The 16,929-nt window shown below is 71.0% G+C and carries 14 protein-coding genes and 1 pseudogene; 6 read left to right on the top strand and 9 right to left on the bottom strand.

Annotated features, from left to right (window positions below; translation table 11 throughout):
• Nucleotides 1–9: 9 nt before the first annotated feature.
• Nucleotides 10–996, top strand: coding sequence for a 2-hydroxyacid dehydrogenase (locus ACFYQ5_RS14870; protein WP_389197603.1), 987 nt, complete (start codon nt 10–12; stop codon nt 994–996).
• 34 nt (nt 997–1,030) lie between these two features.
• Here ACFYQ5_RS14870 and ACFYQ5_RS14865 read toward each other — a convergent pair whose 3' ends face one another.
• The 4 genes and pseudogenes from ACFYQ5_RS14865 to ACFYQ5_RS14850 form a co-directional block, all read right to left on the bottom strand.
• Nucleotides 1,031–2,749, bottom strand: coding sequence for an acyl-CoA dehydrogenase family protein (locus tag ACFYQ5_RS14865; protein WP_389197601.1), 1,719 nt, complete (start codon nt 2,747–2,749; stop codon nt 1,031–1,033).
• A gap of 47 nt (nt 2,750–2,796) precedes the next feature.
• Nucleotides 2,797–3,363, bottom strand: a complete 567-nt coding sequence (locus ACFYQ5_RS14860) for a PadR family transcriptional regulator (RefSeq protein ID WP_389197599.1) — start codon at nt 3,361–3,363, stop codon at nt 2,797–2,799.
• 163 nt (nt 3,364–3,526) lie between these two features.
• Nucleotides 3,527–3,685, bottom strand: a pseudogene (locus ACFYQ5_RS14855) (short-chain dehydrogenase); the annotation flags it as partial.
• A 63-nt stretch (nt 3,686–3,748) separates the two neighbouring features.
• A complete protein-coding gene (locus ACFYQ5_RS14850) occupies nt 3,749–4,873 on the bottom strand; it encodes a PP2C family protein-serine/threonine phosphatase (RefSeq protein ID WP_389197597.1) in 1,125 nt (374 codons plus the stop codon).
• 669 nt (nt 4,874–5,542) lie between these two features.
• Between ACFYQ5_RS14850 and ACFYQ5_RS14845 the strand changes: the two genes are divergently transcribed.
• Both ACFYQ5_RS14845 and ACFYQ5_RS14840 read left to right on the top strand, forming a co-directional pair.
• Nucleotides 5,543–7,156, top strand: a complete 1,614-nt coding sequence (locus ACFYQ5_RS14845; protein ID WP_389197596.1) for an ABC-F family ATP-binding cassette domain-containing protein — start codon at nt 5,543–5,545, stop codon at nt 7,154–7,156.
• Nucleotides 7,157–7,208: 52 nt separating this feature from the next.
• Nucleotides 7,209–8,279, top strand: coding sequence for a bile acid:sodium symporter family protein (locus ACFYQ5_RS14840; protein WP_389197594.1), 1,071 nt, complete (start codon nt 7,209–7,211; stop codon nt 8,277–8,279).
• 94 nt (nt 8,280–8,373) lie between these two features.
• Here ACFYQ5_RS14840 and ACFYQ5_RS14835 read toward each other — a convergent pair whose 3' ends face one another.
• Nucleotides 8,374–8,592 (bottom strand): MbtH family protein, encoded by a 219-nt coding sequence (locus tag ACFYQ5_RS14835; protein ID WP_389197592.1) that lies wholly within the window; start codon nt 8,590–8,592, stop codon nt 8,374–8,376.
• Between the two features lie 371 nt (nt 8,593–8,963).
• On the opposite strand from ACFYQ5_RS14835, the gene ACFYQ5_RS14830 reads away from it, so the two are divergent.
• Together ACFYQ5_RS14830 and ACFYQ5_RS14825 are read left to right on the top strand one after the other, a co-directional pair.
• Nucleotides 8,964–9,986, top strand: a complete 1,023-nt coding sequence (locus ACFYQ5_RS14830; protein WP_389197912.1) for a tetratricopeptide repeat protein — start codon at nt 8,964–8,966, stop codon at nt 9,984–9,986.
• Complete coding sequence (locus ACFYQ5_RS14825) at nt 9,983–11,107, top strand: polyprenyl synthetase family protein (protein ID WP_389197590.1); 1,125 nt, start codon at nt 9,983–9,985, stop codon at nt 11,105–11,107. Before ACFYQ5_RS14830 ends, ACFYQ5_RS14825 begins: the two co-directional genes overlap by 4 nt.
• A 16-nt stretch (nt 11,108–11,123) precedes the next feature.
• On the opposite strand, the gene ACFYQ5_RS14820 is transcribed toward ACFYQ5_RS14825, so the two are convergent.
• The 4 genes from ACFYQ5_RS14820 to ACFYQ5_RS14805 all read right to left on the bottom strand — a co-directional run bounded on the left by ACFYQ5_RS14820 (nt 11,124) and on the right by ACFYQ5_RS14805 (nt 15,699).
• Nucleotides 11,124–12,911: a cholesterol oxidase substrate-binding domain-containing protein gene (locus tag ACFYQ5_RS14820; protein WP_389197588.1), complete on the bottom strand. Its 1,788-nt coding sequence runs from the start codon at nt 12,909–12,911 to the stop codon at nt 11,124–11,126.
• A 101-nt stretch (nt 12,912–13,012) separates the two neighbouring features.
• Nucleotides 13,013–13,933 carry an AEC family transporter gene (locus ACFYQ5_RS14815; protein ID WP_389197586.1) on the bottom strand — a complete coding sequence of 307 codons (921 nt, stop codon included), beginning with the start codon at nt 13,931–13,933 and terminating at the stop codon, nt 13,013–13,015.
• 142 nt (nt 13,934–14,075) lie between these two features.
• Complete coding sequence (locus tag ACFYQ5_RS14810) at nt 14,076–14,372, bottom strand: hypothetical protein (protein WP_389197584.1); 297 nt, start codon at nt 14,370–14,372, stop codon at nt 14,076–14,078.
• A 379-nt stretch (nt 14,373–14,751) separates the two neighbouring features.
• Nucleotides 14,752–15,699 carry a helix-turn-helix transcriptional regulator gene (locus tag ACFYQ5_RS14805; RefSeq protein WP_389197583.1) on the bottom strand — a complete coding sequence of 316 codons (948 nt, stop codon included), beginning with the start codon at nt 15,697–15,699 and terminating at the stop codon, nt 14,752–14,754.
• Between the two features lie 181 nt (nt 15,700–15,880).
• On the opposite strand from ACFYQ5_RS14805, the gene ACFYQ5_RS14800 reads away from it, so the two are divergent.
• Nucleotides 15,881–16,921, top strand: coding sequence for an NAD(P)-dependent alcohol dehydrogenase (locus tag ACFYQ5_RS14800; RefSeq protein ID WP_389197581.1), 1,041 nt, complete (start codon nt 15,881–15,883; stop codon nt 16,919–16,921).
• The last annotated feature ends 8 nt before the right edge of the window (nt 16,922–16,929 follow it).

Genomic DNA, 16,929 nt, shown 5'->3' with positions numbered 1-16,929 from the left:
GTGCGCATCATGCTCAACCACCGCATCCTCAGCCGGTTCCACGAACCGCTCAAGGCGCGTGCGGAGGGCCGGCATGTCTGGCTGGACGCCCGCGACTGGGACGCCGACCGGATCTCCGACGCCCTCACCGATGTCGAGGTGTACGTCGGAACGAAGCTCCGGGCCGAGGACGCCCGGCGGGCCGCCCGGCTGCGGCTCGTGCACGTCGTCGGCGCGGGCTACGACGGCATCCCGCTCGACGCGCTGAACCCCGGGGTGACGGTCGCCACCACCCACCACCACGGCGGCTCCATCGCGGAGCACGTGCTGATGTCCGTGCTGATGCTCTCCCGCGACGTGCTGACGGCCGACCGCGCGCTGCGCGCCGGGCACTGGCGCAACGTGGCCGTCGATCCCGGGCTCCCCTTCGGGTCGACGCTGCGCGGCCGGCGGGTCGGGATCATCGGCTTCGGTGAGACCGGAACCGAGGTCGCCCGGCTGTGCCAGGCGGTCGGACTCGGGGTGCGCGCCGTGCGGCGCGACCCCACCGCACCGGTCCCCACCGACCTGCGGCCCGACTGGATCGGTGGCAACGACCGGCTGAACGCACTCCTCACCGAGTCCGACATCGTGGTGGTCACGGTCCCCCTGAGCCCCGCCACCCGCGGGCTGATCGGTCCGGCCGAACTGAAGACCATGGGGCCCGGGTCCCTGCTGGTCAACGTGGCCCGGGGACCCGTGGTGCAGGAGGAGGCGCTCTACGAGGCTCTCCGGTCCGGTGTCATCGGCGGCGCCGCCCTGGACGTGTGGTGGTCCGGCCCGCCGGAACCGCCGAGCCGGCTGCCCTTCCACGACCTGCCCAACGTGCTCATGACCCCCCACCACTCGGGCCACACCACCGACACCTTCGCCGCCCGTGCGGCGGAGATCGCCGACAACATCGGCCGGTTGGGGCGCGGCGAGCCACTGGTGAACGTGGTGCGCGCCGGTGGGCCGGACCGGTCGGCCCACCGCTGACCTCCCTCATGGACAGGTCCGGGGCGCGCCCGGGCTACGAGCCCATCTCGTACGCCCCGGACAGCGCCTCGACCCGGTCCCAGACCCGTGCCGAGCGAGCCTCGTCCACGACGGGGCGCCGAACCGCGGCGAGGGCCCAGCGCTGCTGTTCCCCGGTCGCGGAGTCCTTGCCGTGCAGCTCGACGGCGTTCGCGGAGAAGTCGCGGACGAGTACGGAGAACAGTTCGTCGAGCACGTCCTCGTCCAGACCGGTCAGCCGGGCCTGCTCCAGGATCAGCTGTCCGTGGACCACCAGGGCGAAGAGCTGGCCGACGGACAGCAGGAAGTCGAGGTCGCGGCTCTGCTGCTCGTCGGGCGCGGAGTGGGCAACGAAGTCGCACAGTGCGTCCGCCTGCTCGCGGAACCGCGCGACGTTGGGGACTGCGGCGTACCCGTCGTAGGCCGGGCGCCAGTCGTGGAAGCGGACGGAGCCGAGGCCGCGGGCCGGTCCCTGCCGGAAGAGGAACGCGTCGTCCGCGGCGTCCAGCCGGGTCGTCACCGGTTCGTACCCGGCCGGGTCCAGCAGGTGATTGCGCATGAACTTCAGGATGAGGGCGAGGTTGACGTGGACCGTGCCCTCGAGCTTGGGCAGGCTGCGGATCTCCACGGCCGCCTGGGCGAAGTACGTGTCCTTCTCGAAGCCCTTCGCGGCGATGACGTCCCACATCAGGTCGATGACCTTCTCGCCCTCCGTGGTCACCTTCATCTTCGTCATCGGGTTGAACAGCAGATACCGGCGGTCGTCGGGCCCTGCCGAGCGGAAGTAGTCGACGGCGCGGTCGCTGAACAGCTTCATGCCGACGAGGCGGACGTAGGCGTCGGCCAGCTCACGGCGGACGTGCGGGAAGGCGGTCACGGGGCGGCCGTAGAGGATGCGGTTGTGCGCGTGGGTGACGGCCTCGTACATCGCGTGCTCGCAGATGCCGATCGAGGCGGTGCACAGGTTGAACTTGCCCACGTTGACCGTGTTCAGGGCGGCGTCGAAGGCGGCCCGGCCGGTGTGCAGGACGTCGTCGGGGCCGACCGGGTAGCCGTCGAGGCGGAACTCGCTGACGTACTTGGAGGAGTCGACGACGTTCTTCACCAGGTGGTAGGCGGGGTGGCGGCTGTCGGCCGCGAAGAAGACGTAGCCGTCCGGGCCTTCGACGTCGGTGCGCCGGCCGAAGACCGAGACGAGACCGGCGGCGTTGCCGTTGCCGATGTAGTACTTGGAGCCGGTGGCCAGGAATCCGCCGTCGCCGTCCGGTTCCAGCAGCATGTCGGTGGAGTAGATGTCGGCGCCGTGCGCCTTTTCCGACAGGCCGAAGGCGAACACCTCGCCCTCGGAGAGGAGGTGTGCCGCGCGGCTGCGGGCGGCGGCGTTGTCGCTCTGCCAGACCGGGCCGAGGCCGAGGATGGTCACCTGCCAGGCGTACCAGTAGTCGAGCCCGTAGAACCCGAAGATCTCGTTGAGCGCGGCGATCCGGGCGGTGTCCCAGCGCTGGTCCTCCCGCTCGGCGGCGGAGGACGGGGTGAGGAAGGTGGCGAACAGGCCTTCCTTCGCGGCGAATCCGAGGAAGTCCCCCAGCCAGGCGCGGGACCGGTAGTCCTCGACGATCCGCCGCTTGCCACGGTTCTCGAACCATTCGATGGTGGCGCGCAGCAGCCTGCGGGTCTCCGGGTCGAAGTGCGAGGGGTCGTAGGTACGCGGGTTGAACAGCAGCGGGCCGGCCATGGTGATACGCCTTCCGAGGGGTTGTGGGCGGGAGGAAACGGGGCGGTTCAGCTACGCGGGTCGGTCGCGCCGAGCCGGTGGAGGGTGACGAGTACGTCGTCGAGCCAGGCGACCGTCATGCGCTCGTACGCGATGCCGCCGCGCAGCACGACGTGCTGCAGCTCCTGTCCCGCGTCGAGCGGGGCGGGGGCGCCGGGGCCGGTGAAGTCGCGGAGTTCCCCGGCGAGGTAGTGCGCGAGCCGGTCGCTGTGGGCCCGGTGGTGCCGCTCGACCTCGTCGAGCAGCGCTGCCGGGTCGTCGAAGGCCGCACCGCGGATCTTCACGGCGAGATCGTGGCGGAGGCTCTCGGGTTCGATCGGTTCGTGCAGCCAGTCGGAGAGGGCGGCACGGCCGGGGCCTGCGACGGAGTACTCCTTCTTGTCCGGCCGGCGCTCCTGCGGGACGTCGCGGACGTCGAGCAGGCCCTCGCTCTCCATGCGCTTGAGGACGCGGTAGATCTGCTGGTGCGTGGCGGTCCAGAAATACCCGATGGACCGCTCGAACCTCCGGGCGAGCTCATAGCCCGAGCCCGGCTGTTCCAGCAGGGAGACGAGGATCGCGTGTTCGAGCGCCATGCCCCGATCGTTCTATGCAACTGGTTGCATAGCAAGCGGCGGCGGCAGGGTGAGACGCGCCTCACCCTGCCGCCGCCGCAGGCCGCCTCGGTGCTCACCCCACGGCGCGGGACCTCCTCCGGTCTCGCCGAGCGCCGTGGGCAGGGCGGCCGCGTACGGCGTGGGCAGCGCGCCGGCGCTGGAGCTCCGAGATGAAGAGCAGGTCGGCGAGCTCGGACTGCGCGTGGGCACGCCACTTGTCGTGGCTTCGCCCGGCGTTGAGATTGTCGACGTCGATACGCCCGATGCGGTGCCCCAGGGACGACACGGTCACGACCCGCGACAGAGGTCGGGCACGCCATCGAACGTCCACGAGTGCATACGTCACGCCTCCCCACGGAGCAGGTCAGCCCGGGGAGACAGCCTGTGCGGGTTCGTGCCCCGCAGGCGCGCGGTACAGGGCCAGCATGGCCTGGTCGTCCTGGGGCCGGCCACCGGCGTGGCGCCGGACGTCCTGGATCAGCATGTCCAGGATCTGCCCCGGCTCGAGGCGAGCGCCGGAGCGCGCCCGCCTGGCGAGCACGAGCGGCAGACGGGCGACAGGGTCGTAGAAGCACCCGGTCGCGTTACGGGCCTCGGTGACGCCGTCGGTGTAGCAGAGCAGGGTGGAGCCGACCGGGAACGGGAAACTGTCGACCGGGGCGGACCACACGCCCAGGTCGCTCATGCCCAGCGGGGGCGCCTCCTCGGACGCCTCGAGAAGCGTGGCGCGGCCGTGCGCGTCGAGGAGTACCGGGGGCGGATGGCCTCGGTTGACCAGGCGTACGGTCTCCAGGTCCGAGGAGAACTCCGCGATGAGAGCTGTCGTGAAACCCTCCTCCTGCTGCTGGCCGCCGCGCCTGCCGCCCTCGCGCAGGAGGGCCCGTTCCAGCCAGGTCACCAGCTGCGGAAGCCCCTCGGCCTCGTCGGCCGCGTACCGGAAGGCGCCGAGGTCGGCGCTGACGGCACTGACCGCGCCGAGTCCTTTCCCCCGCACGTCACCGACCATGACCCGGATTCCGTACGGGGTGCTCTGCGCCACGTACAGGTCTCCGCCGATCAGGGCCTCGCTCTCGGCGGGCACGTACCGCGCGTCGATGTGCAGATCCCCCAGCCGTGACGGGGGCTTGGGCAGCACGGCCCGCTGGGCGACTGCCGCGACGTGCTGCGCGCGCCGGGCGCGGGCGTGCTGTGTGCGCAGCGTGCGGTGGATCAGGACGGCGAGCGCGGTGACGGCCGCCAGGGTGATCTGGTTGGCGACACCCGCGCGCCAGCCGAAGGCGCCGTCGAACCACGCGAGAACCGCGTGGACGGCCATCGCGGCGAGACCTGCGCCGATGATGCCCCGGACGCCGAGCAGCGGCGCGGCGGCGACGGGCACCGCCATGAGAAGCGGCGCGGACGTCACCTCGTGCGGGGTGACCAGGTCGACCACCACGGCCAGCACGATGAGGCCTACGGGGATCCACTGGTTTCTCAGCAGCTGCGGCACTCCCCCACGCTCCCCGCAAGCGCGACCGTCCGCATCCCCGGACGGCCGCCTCCGACGTACATGACGGCGCTCACGTGGGCACGAACCTCTCGTGGTTGCGGGGTGGGCCCGTGTCCCTCACCCCGTGATGTTCTTCGGCCCGGTGCGCGACCCGTGGCGGGGCCCTCGCGTGCGTCACCCCTCCATGTGCTCGTACGGAGCAGCCGGTACCTCTGTGACGGCGACACCGGCGCGGCGTCGGGATCGGCACCTTCCGGCTCCGGCGGCACCGACGGCTCGGGGGTCACGTTCACTTCGGCGGTCGTGACACCGCCGAACGAGACCCCCGCGCTCAGCATGTCCCTGTCCCTCGACGTCCTCGCGGACTCAGGCTCCGCTCCCCGCGTGGCGGTGGCCCCGGTCGGCTCGGGCACGTAGGGCTGACGACGTCTCGGACCGCTTTTCCGGAACGGCGGAACGCCGGCTGCTAAGGTCGTCCCGGACATCGATATCTCGGTGAGGAGACCGGACATGGTGGGAGACGACGACATCTCCGGGTGACACCCGGATGTGAGCGGCCGTCGGCCGGTGCGCGACAGCACCGTGGCCGCGAGCCCCGTGTCGTTCCCGTTCGCCCTGTCCGCCCCGGGCAGAAGTCTGTCCGCACGCATGCCCCACGAGGTCGTTCCCATGTCCGAAGCCTCCGCACCCCTGCTCGCACGCGACATCGTCCGTTCCTTCGGCACCGGGCGGGTGGTCGACGGTTTCTCCCTCACCGCACCCCCCGGCCACCGCATCGGCCTGATCGGGGAGAACGGCGTCGGTAAGTCGACGTTGCTCCGCCTGCTCGCCGGGGCCGACGAACCGGACGCGGGCACCGTCACCCGTCCTGCCGATCTGGGCTTCCTGCACCAGGAGATGCCTTTCGACGCCGCCGCCACGATCGCCGATGTACTGGACGAGGCCCTGCGCGACGTCCGCGACGATCTCGCCGAACTCGAATGTCTGTCCGAGCAACTCGCCCGCGCCCAGGAAGACTCCCCCGGTTACGCCGCGCTGCTCGACGCCTACGGCCGAGGGCTCGAGCGCGCCCAGGAGCAGGAGGCCTGGGACGCCGACCGGCGCGCCAAAATCGTGCTCGATGGCCTCGGTCTCGGCGGAATCCGGCAGGACCGTGTGCTCGGCTCCCTGTCCGGCGGGCAGCGCGGGCGCCTGGCCCTGGCCTCCCTGCTGGTCCGGAGGCCGTCCGCGCTCCTGCTGGACGAGCCGACCAACCATCTGGACGACGGTGCGGCCGAGTTCCTGGAGGAACAGGTACGCGGCCTGCCCGGTGCCGTCGTCGTCGCGAGCCATGACCGGGCTTTCCTCGACGCGGTGTGCACGGACCTGATCGACCTCGACCCGGCCAGGGAGGGACCGGTGCGGTACGGCGGCAACTACACCGCCTACCAGGCCGAGAAGCGCGCCGAGCGGGAGCGCTGGGAACGTCGTTACGCCGAGGAGCAGGAGGAGCAGGACGCCCTGCGCCGGGCCATCGGCACGACCACGCATCGTGTCGCCCCGGACCGCGGACCGCGGGACAACGAGAAGATGGGCTACGACCTCCGCGCCGGACGGGTGCAGAGCCAGATTTCGCGACGGGTGCGCAACGCCGCTCGCAGGCTGGACGAACTGGAACGGCACCGGATCGCCGAGCCGCCGCAGCCGCTGCGTTTCCGCCGCACCGCACTCGCCGGTCCGTCGGCGGACGGGATCCTCGTCTCCCTGCGCGACGTGCGGGTGCGGGGCCGTCTCACCGTCGACCGTCTCGATGTGTCGGCGACCGAGCGCCTGCTCGTGACGGGTGACAACGGGGCGGGCAAGTCGACGCTTCTCGCCGTGCTCGCCGGTCGTCTCGCGGCCGACGGCGATGTACGGCGGAAGGGCGGGCTCTCGGTGGGACTGCTGGCCCAGGACACCGTGTTCGACCTGCCCGACCGCACCGTGCGGGACACCTACGCGCAGTCGTTGGGCGGCGAGCGCGCGGAGGCCGTACCGCTGAGTTCGCTGGGGCTGATGAGCGAGGCGGATCTGGGCAAGCCTGTCGGACGTCTGTCGGTCGGTCAGCGCCGCCGGCTGGCGCTGGCCCTTCTGGTCGCACACCCACCCGAGTTGCTGCTGCTCGACGAGCCCACGAACCATCTCTCCCCGCGGCTCTGTGACGAGCTCGAGGCGGCGATGGGAGCGGGTCCGGGAGCGATCGTCCTGGCCGGCCACGACCGCTGGCTGCGGAGGCGCTGGCAAGGGCGCGAGCTGCGCCTTTGACCCTGGCGGGCGGAGACTCCGAGGCCGGACACATCCTGGACATCGCGTCCGCATGGCGAGACACGCTTGCGGAGGCCCACGCCTGCGGCGTTGCATCGCGCCTGTGCAAACCGAACAGATACCCCCTGATCAACCGGCCTCCGACGGCAAGGCGGCGAGGCGCGCGGTCACCGTGTTCCCCGTCCTCGTGCTCGTGGCGGGCGTAGCCGGTCTCGTCACCCCTGGAACGTTCGACGGCTGGACGGAGTCGGTCCCGTACCTGCTGGGCATCGTCATGTTCTGCATGGGGCTGACGATGACTCCGCTCGACTTCAAGGGCGTGGCGAAGCGCCCGTGGGCCGTGGCGATCGGCCTGGTCGCTCACTACGTGATCATGCCGGGGCTCGGCTGGGCGATCGCCCATCTGCTCGGACTCCCGCCGCAACTGGCGGCCGGACTCATCCTGGTCGGCTGCGCGCCGAGCGGCACGGCGTCGAACGTGGTGACCTTCCTGGCGCGCGGTGACGTGGCACTGTCGGTCTCCGTCGCCACCGTCTCCACCCTGGTCGCCCCCCTGGTCACGCCGCCGCTCACACTGCTGCTGGCGGGAGCGTACCTGCCGGTGGACGCCGGTTCGATGATCACGGACATCCTCAAGACGGTCCTGCTTCCGGTCATCGGCGGCCTGGTGGTGCGGCTCGTCGCGGGCAGACTGGTCGACCGGGTACTGGGCCTCATGCCCTGGCTTTCCTCCCTGGCCGTCGCCGCGATCGTCTGCGCCGTCGTGGCAGGCAGCGCCGGCGCGATCAAGTCGGCCGCCATGACCGTGCTGATCGCCGTCGTGCTGCACAACGGCCTCGGACTCGCGCTCGGCTACGGTGCGGGCAAGATCGCGGGACTCGGCCGGCCTGCCAGCCGCGCCATGGCCTTCGAGGTCGGCATGCAGAACTCCGGGCTCGCAGCTTCACTGGCCACGGCCCACTTCAGCCCGCTGGCCGCCCTGCCGGCCGCGGTGTTCTCCGTGTGGCACAACATTTCGGGCGCCCTGGTCGCCGCCTGGATGTCCCACCAGTCACGGCGCGACGAGCCCGCACCGGCGATCGCCGGTCCGGCACCGAAGCACGCGACGGCCGAGGAATCCTGACCGGACACCGCCCCGGCGGTTCCCTGCCCGAAGGCGTTCGTCCGTATTCCGGACGAACGCCTCGCGCGTTCCGTGAGCGGGTTCCGGCGCGGGCTCACGCGGAATCGACAGCCATGCTCCGCGTCAGACTCCTGGGCCGCAGGTCGGTCCAGTTCTGCTCCACGTAGTCGAGGCAGGCCTGCCGGGTGTCCTCCTGGTGGGCCACGGTCCATCCGCCGGGCACCTCCGCGAAGGCGGGCCACAGCGAGTGCTGTCCCTCGTCATTGACGAGCACCAGATAGGTGCCGTTCTCGTCCTCGAAGGGGTTGGTCACCGATACTCCTCGAACTTAGGTAAGGCTACCTTCACTTATCCGTCCGTACCTTACCCATCTCGATCCCGGTTGTCGCATCAGATGTCTCACATGCGCTGCCCCGAGCACACGGCCCGGCCGAGCAATGTCCATCCCACTGACTAGTCCAGGTCACTCCCGTGGCACTCAGGTATGACCCACGACCAACACGGAGGGGGATTCATGGAACCCCCTCTCGCTCATACCGTCTTGATCAGGGACGGCGGCCGACCACCGCCGTGGACAACGGTTTCCAGGACAAGCGAGACAGTGAGCAGGTGGCACGGGTGACTCAGCAGGATCGGCCGAAGAACAAGGCGTTCGCTCCCGAGTATCAGGGGGCGCTCGGTTCGATGTCGGTGAATTCCTCCCTCACCGAGGTGCTGGCGAAGGGCATCGAGGAACTACGGGCGGCTGAACAGGCCGGCAAGCCGGGGGATATGGCACGCTGCGGACTCGCCGTGGCGGAGGCGTACCGGCGGCTGGGGCGGGTGACGGACGCCGATGCCGCCTGGAAGTCGAGTTATCGCGCGGCGCGTTCGGCGGGGGACGTCGGGGCGATGGCCTGGGCCCTGTGGAGCGGTGGCACACTCGCCCGCCAGCGGGGCTCGCTGGCGCTGGCGTACCGGCTGCTCGGGCTCGCGGCCGACCTGGGCAAACGAGGGGGCGACGTGGTGGTACGCGGCTACTCGCTCGCCGGCCTCGCGGAGACCGGGCGTATCCAGGGCGACTACCAGGCCGTCGGCGAGCTGCACGAACAGCTGCTCGCCGAAGCCCGCAGGCGGGGTGAGGCCCGGCACACGGTGTGGGCCCTGGAAGGCATAGCCCAGATGCACCGGAACACCGGTTCGTACGACAGGGCGCTCGCCCTCTTCGAGGAGGCGGCCGAAACCGCCGGCCGGGCCGATGACTGGCGAGGCCGGGCATGGGCGCTGCGCGGCATCGCCGACGTGGTGTCCGTACGCGACGGTGATGTGGAACGTGCGCTGGCATTGCTCGCCGAGGCCGAATCCGCCTGCCGCGAGATGAAGTTGTCCAGCGCGCTGGCGTACAACCACAAGATGCGTGGCAATGTGCACTACCGGGCCGGGCAGTACGCGCAGGCCCGTGACACCTACGCGCAGGCACTCGCGGAGTTCCAGGAGATGAACGAGCCACGGGGGACCGCGCTGTCCCGGCTGGGGCTCGCCAAGTCACTGGCCCGGCTCGGGCGGAACCCGGCGGAGACAGTCGTGGAACTCGCCGAACTGCGCCGGACCCTGGACCGGATCGGCCTCAAGCACGCCCGGGACATGGTCGACAAGGCGACCGTCGAGCTGGGGGTGGGCCCCCTGCCCGACGCGGACCACCGCGTCGAGGAGGCGGCGACGCGATGATCGTCATCCCCACGGCTGTTTCCGCCGGCACCGTGCGCACCGCGGCATCCTCCGGGAAGGCCGCACCCCCGGAGACCGCGCCACAGGCCGCAGTCTCCGCTCCCCGCGTACTCGCCCGCTGCCGCGACCTCGTGCGCCCCTCCTTGTCCGCCGCGATAGGCCGGCTCCATCCCTGGCCGGGCGAGATGGCCGCCTTCTCACTCGGCTGGTGCGAGGTCGGCGGTGCGCCCGCCGACGGGTCCTTCGAGGGCAAGGGCGTCCGCCAGACCCTCGCCGTACTGTGCGCCGAGGCCGCGGGGGCCCCCGGGGAAAGCGCCGTGGCCGGGGCGGTGGCCGTCGAGCTGATCCACACCTTCTCGCTGCTGCACGACGACATCATGGACGGGGACGGGACCCGGCGGCAGCGGGAGACCGTGTGGAAGGCGTACGGCACCGGGCCAGCCGTACTCGCGGGCGACGCGCTCTTCGCTCTCGCGGTGCAGACCCTCGCCGAGACTCCGGGACCGTACACCGCTGCGGCCGTGGGCCGCCTGTCCGAGACACTGAGCGGTCTCGTACGCGGTCAGGCGGAGGACCTGCTCTTCGCCGCCCGCCCGTGGACGGGGCCCGAGGCCGTCCGGACCGACGAGTACCGTGCGATGGCGGAACTCAAGACCGGCACGCTGCTGGGCTGTGCCGCAGCCCTCGGCGGCCTGCTGGGCGGGGCGCCGGCCCGCACCGTCGCCGCGCTGGACCGGGCCGGGCGCCACCTGGGGGTGGCGTTCCAGGCCGTCGACGACCTGCTCGGCATCTGGGGCGACCCGGCGGTGACGGGCAAACCCGTGCACAGCGATCTGCGGCAGCAGAAGAAGACCTACCCCGTGCTGGCCGCCCTCGCCGGTGACGGTCCCCCCACCAGGGAGCTCGCCGCCCTCCTGGACTCCCCGCTCCCCCTCGACGACGCCGGCACGGTACGCGCGGCCGCACTCGTCGAAGCGTGCGGCGGCCGCACCGCCACCCTGGACGAGGCCCGCCACCACCTCGATGCCGCCCGCGTCTGCCTGCGGAGCGTGCCCCTCGCCCCACGCGCGACGAGCGAGATCGAGGCACTGCTCGGGTTCCTGCTGCACCGCAGGATGTGAGGCGTGCCGGGGCGGGTCACACGCGGACCAGCCGGTCGGTGAAGGCGTTGCCGAAGACGCCGTGCGGATCCAGGCCGTCGAGCACGCCGACGGCCTCCGCCCACTGCCCCGGCCCGTACGACGCCGGGACAGTGGTTCCGATGACCTCCTGGTCCGCCCAGGCCTCCGTGTCGGTGTACGCCCAGCCCTTGGACCACTCGACCCGGGTGAGCGCGTACGCTCCGTCGAAGGTGGCGAGGAGGAAGCGCTCCAGGTCCCGGTAGAACGCGTGAGCTCCGGGCGTGGACGGCTGGGTCAGGACGTCGATCCACACCGCGCAGTCGAACTCCGGCCGGTCCGCCGGCGGTCGCACGACGGAGAGCAGGGGCGGGCGCGCGCCGGGAGCGGCCGACTCCTCGGGCCGGTCCAGCCCGCCCACACGGATCTCGACCTGCCCGTTGACGGGGAACTCGCCTCGCGCGGCCCGCGTCTTCAGCTGCTCGCTGTAGTAGGCGGCGAACTGCGAGATGACACGCTGCACGTCCGCGCGCCGGGTCAGCACGGCGTACCCGTTGGCAGTCTCCCGCAGGGTCGTGGGGCGCAGGTAGAACTGCAGGTTGTGCGCGGCACCCCACAGGTCCGTGGCGAAGGTGGCGGCCAGCCCCGTCGCCGCCACCGTGTACTGGGCGGCGCCGAAGGCCGGGGCGAGGTACCAGGCGGCCTCCCCCAGCATGCGCCCGGCCAGCCGGGCGACAGGCGTGGGGAGGGAGTCGCTGAACGGATAGTTGTACGGGTGGTGCACGGCCCTCGCCGTACCGGGGCGCTCCGGGCTGAGGCTCCACACCTTCAGCCAGGGCTTGTCCGTGAAGGCGAACCAGATCGCCTCCACCCGCCCCGAACGGTCGAGGAAGTCGGAGAAGGTGTTTCCCCGGCTCGCGAGTGCGCTGCCCGGAGGGGCGAACAACTCGTCACTGGTGAGATCGACCCGGCTCCGGCAGCGGAGCGGGACCTCCTCGCCTGCCTGGAGGACCGCCTCGACGACGAGGCCCCGGCCGATGTGGGTGGCCAGCGCCTCGCATTCCTTGTCGGAGCCCCGGTGGAAGGTACGCACCACGTACGAGGACCGTGCGGCGTCCCAGACCACCGCCGTGACCGACAGGACAAGGTTGCTCAGGGTGCCGTAGGTGTGCCCCGGACGCGGGGTCTCCCCCACCGCGGGCACGCTGGTGCCGTGCGCGTCGATGGCCAGTGTGCCGCCGAGCGTCAGCTCCCCCGGTGCGGGGGTGTTGGTGACACCCAGCCCGTGGTCGGCGAGGAATGCCATCAGCGTCTCCAGGGTGACCCCGGTCTGCGCCCGGACGGCGCCGGGAGCGCCGCTGGGCGGAGCGACGAGTTCCATACCGGTCAGGTGCTTGGTGGTGTCCATCAGCAGCACGTGCTGGTCCGACTCGGTCGGCCCGGTGATGGTGAGGGGCGACCAGGTGTGCGCCTTACCGCGTGCGCGCAGCCGCCAGCCCTTGCTGTGCGCCCAGTTCGCGAGATCGGCGAGATCCTGACCGGTGCGGGGAGCGCAGGCCCACAGCCCGTGGTGGGTGATCTCGCCGGCCCAGTTGATGTAGGGGGTGGGGTACGCCTCCAGCCCGGAGGGAAGTTCGGGCGGCCGGGACGGGACGATCCCCGGCGTGACCGCGGCGGAGGGGTGCGCTCCCGCGATCACCGTCCCTCCTGGGGCACCGAGGACCCCGCCGACGACGGCGGCCGCACGGAGCACCCCACGCCGGGAGGGGGAGACGGAATGTGACGGTGTGCCAAGAGAGTCGGACATGGGCACGAACGTACGCATCCGACGTCCTCCGTCCGACGCATACCCCCAAAGGCCTGCGCGAGCCTGCCTTACGGGTGTACGGGCCGGGCACCGTGCGCCCCTTATCCCAGGAGAGCGGCGATGGTGATCAGGACCGGTACCGAGACGAGGGTGGACAGCAGTATCGATTCCCGGGCGAGCTGTTCGGCGACACGGTACTGCGAGGCGTACGTGTAGAGGTTCTGGGCGGCGGGCAGCGCCGAGGTCACGACGACGTCGAGGAGAGCCGCGCCGTGCAGGTGGAAGACGCCCGCGCCTATGCCCCAGGCGATGAGGGGCTGGGCGGTCGTCTTGAGGGTGGCGGACAGGACGATGGCGGGGCGGTTGTCCCCGCGCGCGGGCATGCCGCTGCCCCGCAGGGAGATCCCGAAGGCCAGCAGGACCGCGGGGACGGACATGTTGCCTATGAGGGTGAGGGGTTCGAGCGCCGGCGCCGGGATGGTCCATCCGGTGGCGGCCACGGTGACACCGGCCAGTGAGCCGGCAGCCATCGGGTTGCGGAGTGGTGTGGTGAGGCGCTGCCAGAGGGACCGGCGCTCGCCGGGCCGGCTCAGGTCGAGGATGGTCAGGGCCAGCGGGGTCACGACGATCTGCTGAAAGAGCAGGACGGGTGCGACCAGGGAGGCGTCTCCCAGTACGTAGACGGCGATCGGGATGCCGAGATTGCCGGCGTTGACGTAGCTGGAGCACAGAGCACCGATGGTGAGCTGTCCGGTGTCCCAGCCTCGTACGAGACCTACGGTGACGAAAAGGGCGGCTGCGACGGCGGTTCCGGCCGCGGTGACGAGGAGCCGTTGCGAGAAGACGACCGACAGGTCCGCGCCCGCCAGGGTGGTGAAGAGCAGTGCGGGGCTTGCCACGTGGAAGGCGAGCCTGGTCAGGACCGTCCGGCTGTCGTCACCCAGGTGTCCGCGGCGCCCGAGGACGTAGCCGACGCCTATGACGACGGCGATCACCGCGAACCCGGTGAGAACTCCCTGCATGAACTTCCTTGCTGATGACTCGTGTGCGGCTGGTCAGCGGGGACGGGGGCCGTCCGGCGCCGGTGACCTGACCCCAGGCCCCACACCGGAAAGCGGCCGCGGGGGTCGCTCGCTGATGCGCTGACCAGGGCTTAGCCTACGGTCACCGGGCGGCAGCGTTCTCAACCGGCAGGCGTTCCGCACCGCGTACCGCGCCCACGCGTGGGCATACATCGGGCTGCTCGTGGTCGTGGCCGCCGCGACGCAGGGCTCCGTCACGGCTGTGCCGGGACCGCGAACGCGGTGGGTCGAGTGCTCGTGCGAGGGCGGTGGTGACGGGGGCGCGATGGTCGGGCAGGTGCTGGGACACCCGGTCGAAAGCCACGGCGAGGAAGCCGGTCAGGTCTCGCTCCGCAGCGTCCGTCAGGTCCCCGAGCTCCATGGCGGGCAGCTCGGTCACCGGGCTGCCGCTCCGCGCGGCATCGACGGTCCACCGGACGGTGTCGCGCGCAGGCGCTCGGCGAGCGGGCCGGCAGGAAGGCGGGTGGTGCCTCGGGAGGCGTCCATGACCGCATACCGCCGGACACGAGGAGACTGTCGAGGTCAGCAGTCCGTGCGGGAACGACCGGAGTGGGTCTGCGGGCCGGGGCGGACGGTCGCCGTGCACAGGGAAACCGATGACCGCCACGTCCTCGGGCACACGGAGGCCGTATCGCTCAGAGCGCGCAAGGCGCCGGGGGCGAGCTGGTCGCCCCGCCGTCGAGGAGCAGGTCGGCCGCTAGGGCCGCAAGGCGAAGGGCTTTACGGGGAGGCCCAGGTCCGACAACGCGCAGTTCGGCTTACGGACTCCCGGTGACGGACGTGCTGCCGGCCCGCGTCGCGTCCGTGCCCCAGCTCGCAAGCAGCCGCAACGCCTCCGCCGACGCCGAACCAGGCTCGGCGTGATACGCGACCACCGACTGCTCGGCGTCGTCAGGCAGAGCGAACGTCTCGAAGGAGAGCGCCAGCTCACCCACCAAGGGATGGTGCAGCCGCTTGACGCCGTGGCTCTTCTCCTTGACGTCGTGCCTGGCCCACAGCTTCCGGAACTCCTCGCTCTTCACCGACAGCTCACCGACGAGCGCGGAAAGACGAGGGTCGTCGGGATGGCAGCCCGCATCCATCCGCAGGTAGCTGACGATGTCCGACGCCTTCTGGTCCCAATCCACGAACAGCTCGCGGTACTCCGACTGCAGGAACACCAGCCGCGCCCAGTTCCGCTCCTGCGGCGCCACCTGTGACCAGTCGCCGAAGACCGCCGCGGCCATCCGGTTCCAGGCCAGGATCTCCGAACGCCGCCCGACGACGTACGCCGGAACGCCTTCCATGGTGTCGAGGAGCTGGCAGAGCGGCACGCGCACCCGCTGCTGCCGCCCCGACGCCTTCTTCCTGTGCTGCTTGGGCTTCGCGAGGTGCGTGAGATGCGCCTGCTCGGCGTCCGTCAGCCGCAGAGCGGACGCGATCGCGCCCAGCACCTCTCCGGACACGTTCTGTCCGTTGCCCTGTTCAAGACGTGTGTAGTACGCCACAGACACTCCGGCCAGCTGGGCCAGCTCCTCCCGGCGCAGCCCCGGGACCCGGCGGTGCCGCCCGAAGTCGGGCAGACCCACGTCCTCCGGCTTCAGCCGGGCACGCCGGCTGCGAAGGAATTCGCTGAGCTCGGCGCGCCGGTCGAGGGCGTGCCCTCTGCCGCCGCCGGGACCGGGGGCGCCGACGGACCGCCGCTCGCGTACAGGCTGGTCGTCCATGCGTTCCAGTATCCACGGTCGTACGCACACCATCCTGACCCCGCCAGTGGTAGGACCGCCGGTCGTACGCAGAACCGTGGGCTGGGTGAAGTCCCGCAGGTGGGACACGCTGGACGGCGTGCCCGACCGAACGAACCGAAAGCTGCCGGGCACAGGACCACTCCTTAAGGAGAACTCCCGCATGACCACTGTCGCTGCGTACGCCGCACCTTCCGCCAAGGCTCCGCTGGAGCGCACCACCATCGAGCGTCGCGCGGTCGGCGAGTACGACGTCCTGATCGACATCAAGTTCGCCGGCATCTGCCACTCGGACATCCACCAGGCCCGCGACGGCTGGGGCGAGGGCATCTTCCCGATGGTGCCCGGCCACGAGATCGCCGGAATCGTCACCGAGGTCGGCTCCGGCGTCACCAAGTTCGCCGTGGGCGACCGCGTGGGAGTGGGCTGCATGGTCGACTCCTGCCGCGAGTGCGACAACTGCAAGGCGGGCCTCGAGCAGTACTGTGCCAAGGGCAACATCGGCACGTACAACGCCCTCGACAAGAACGGCGACGCCACTTACGGCGGCTACTCCTCGCACATCGTCGTGGACGAGAACTACACCCTCCGCATCCCCGACGGCCTGTCGCTGGACGAGGCCGCGCCGCTGCTCTGCGCGGGAATCACCACCTATTCGCCGCTGAAGCACTGGAAGGCCGGTCCCGGCAAGAAGGTAGCGGTCCTCGGCATGGGCGGCCTCGGGCACATGGGCGTCAAGATCGCGCACGCGCTCGGCGCCGATGTGACCGTTCTCTCGCAGTCCCTGCGCAAGCAGGACGACGGGCTGAAGCTCGGCGCCGACCACTACTACGCCACCAGCGACCCGAAGACCTTCGAGGAGCTGGCCGGCACGTTCGACATCATCCTGTCCACGGTGTCCGCGCCCCTGGACTTCGGCGCCTACCTCTCCCTCCTCAGGACGGACGGTGCGCTGGTGAACGTCGGCGCCCCGGAGGAGCCCATCTCCGTCAACCTCTTCTCCCTGATAGGCGGCCGCAAGTCCCTCTCCGGGTCCGGTATCGGCGGCATCCAGGAGACCCAGGAAATGCTGGACTTCTGCGCCGAGCACGGATTCGGCGCGGAGATCGAGCTGATCGGCGCGGCCGAGATCAACGAGGCGTACGAACGCGTGCTGAACAGCGACGTGCGCTACCGCTTCGTGATCGACGCGGCAACGATCTGACCGCCGGG

It is taken from the genome of Streptomyces sp. NPDC005794, assembly GCF_042871445.1.
GTDB lineage: Bacteria > Actinomycetota > Actinomycetes > Streptomycetales > Streptomycetaceae > Streptomyces.
Note: the sequence above shows the minus strand (reverse complement) of the source record. Positions and strands in the feature narration are given on the sequence as shown.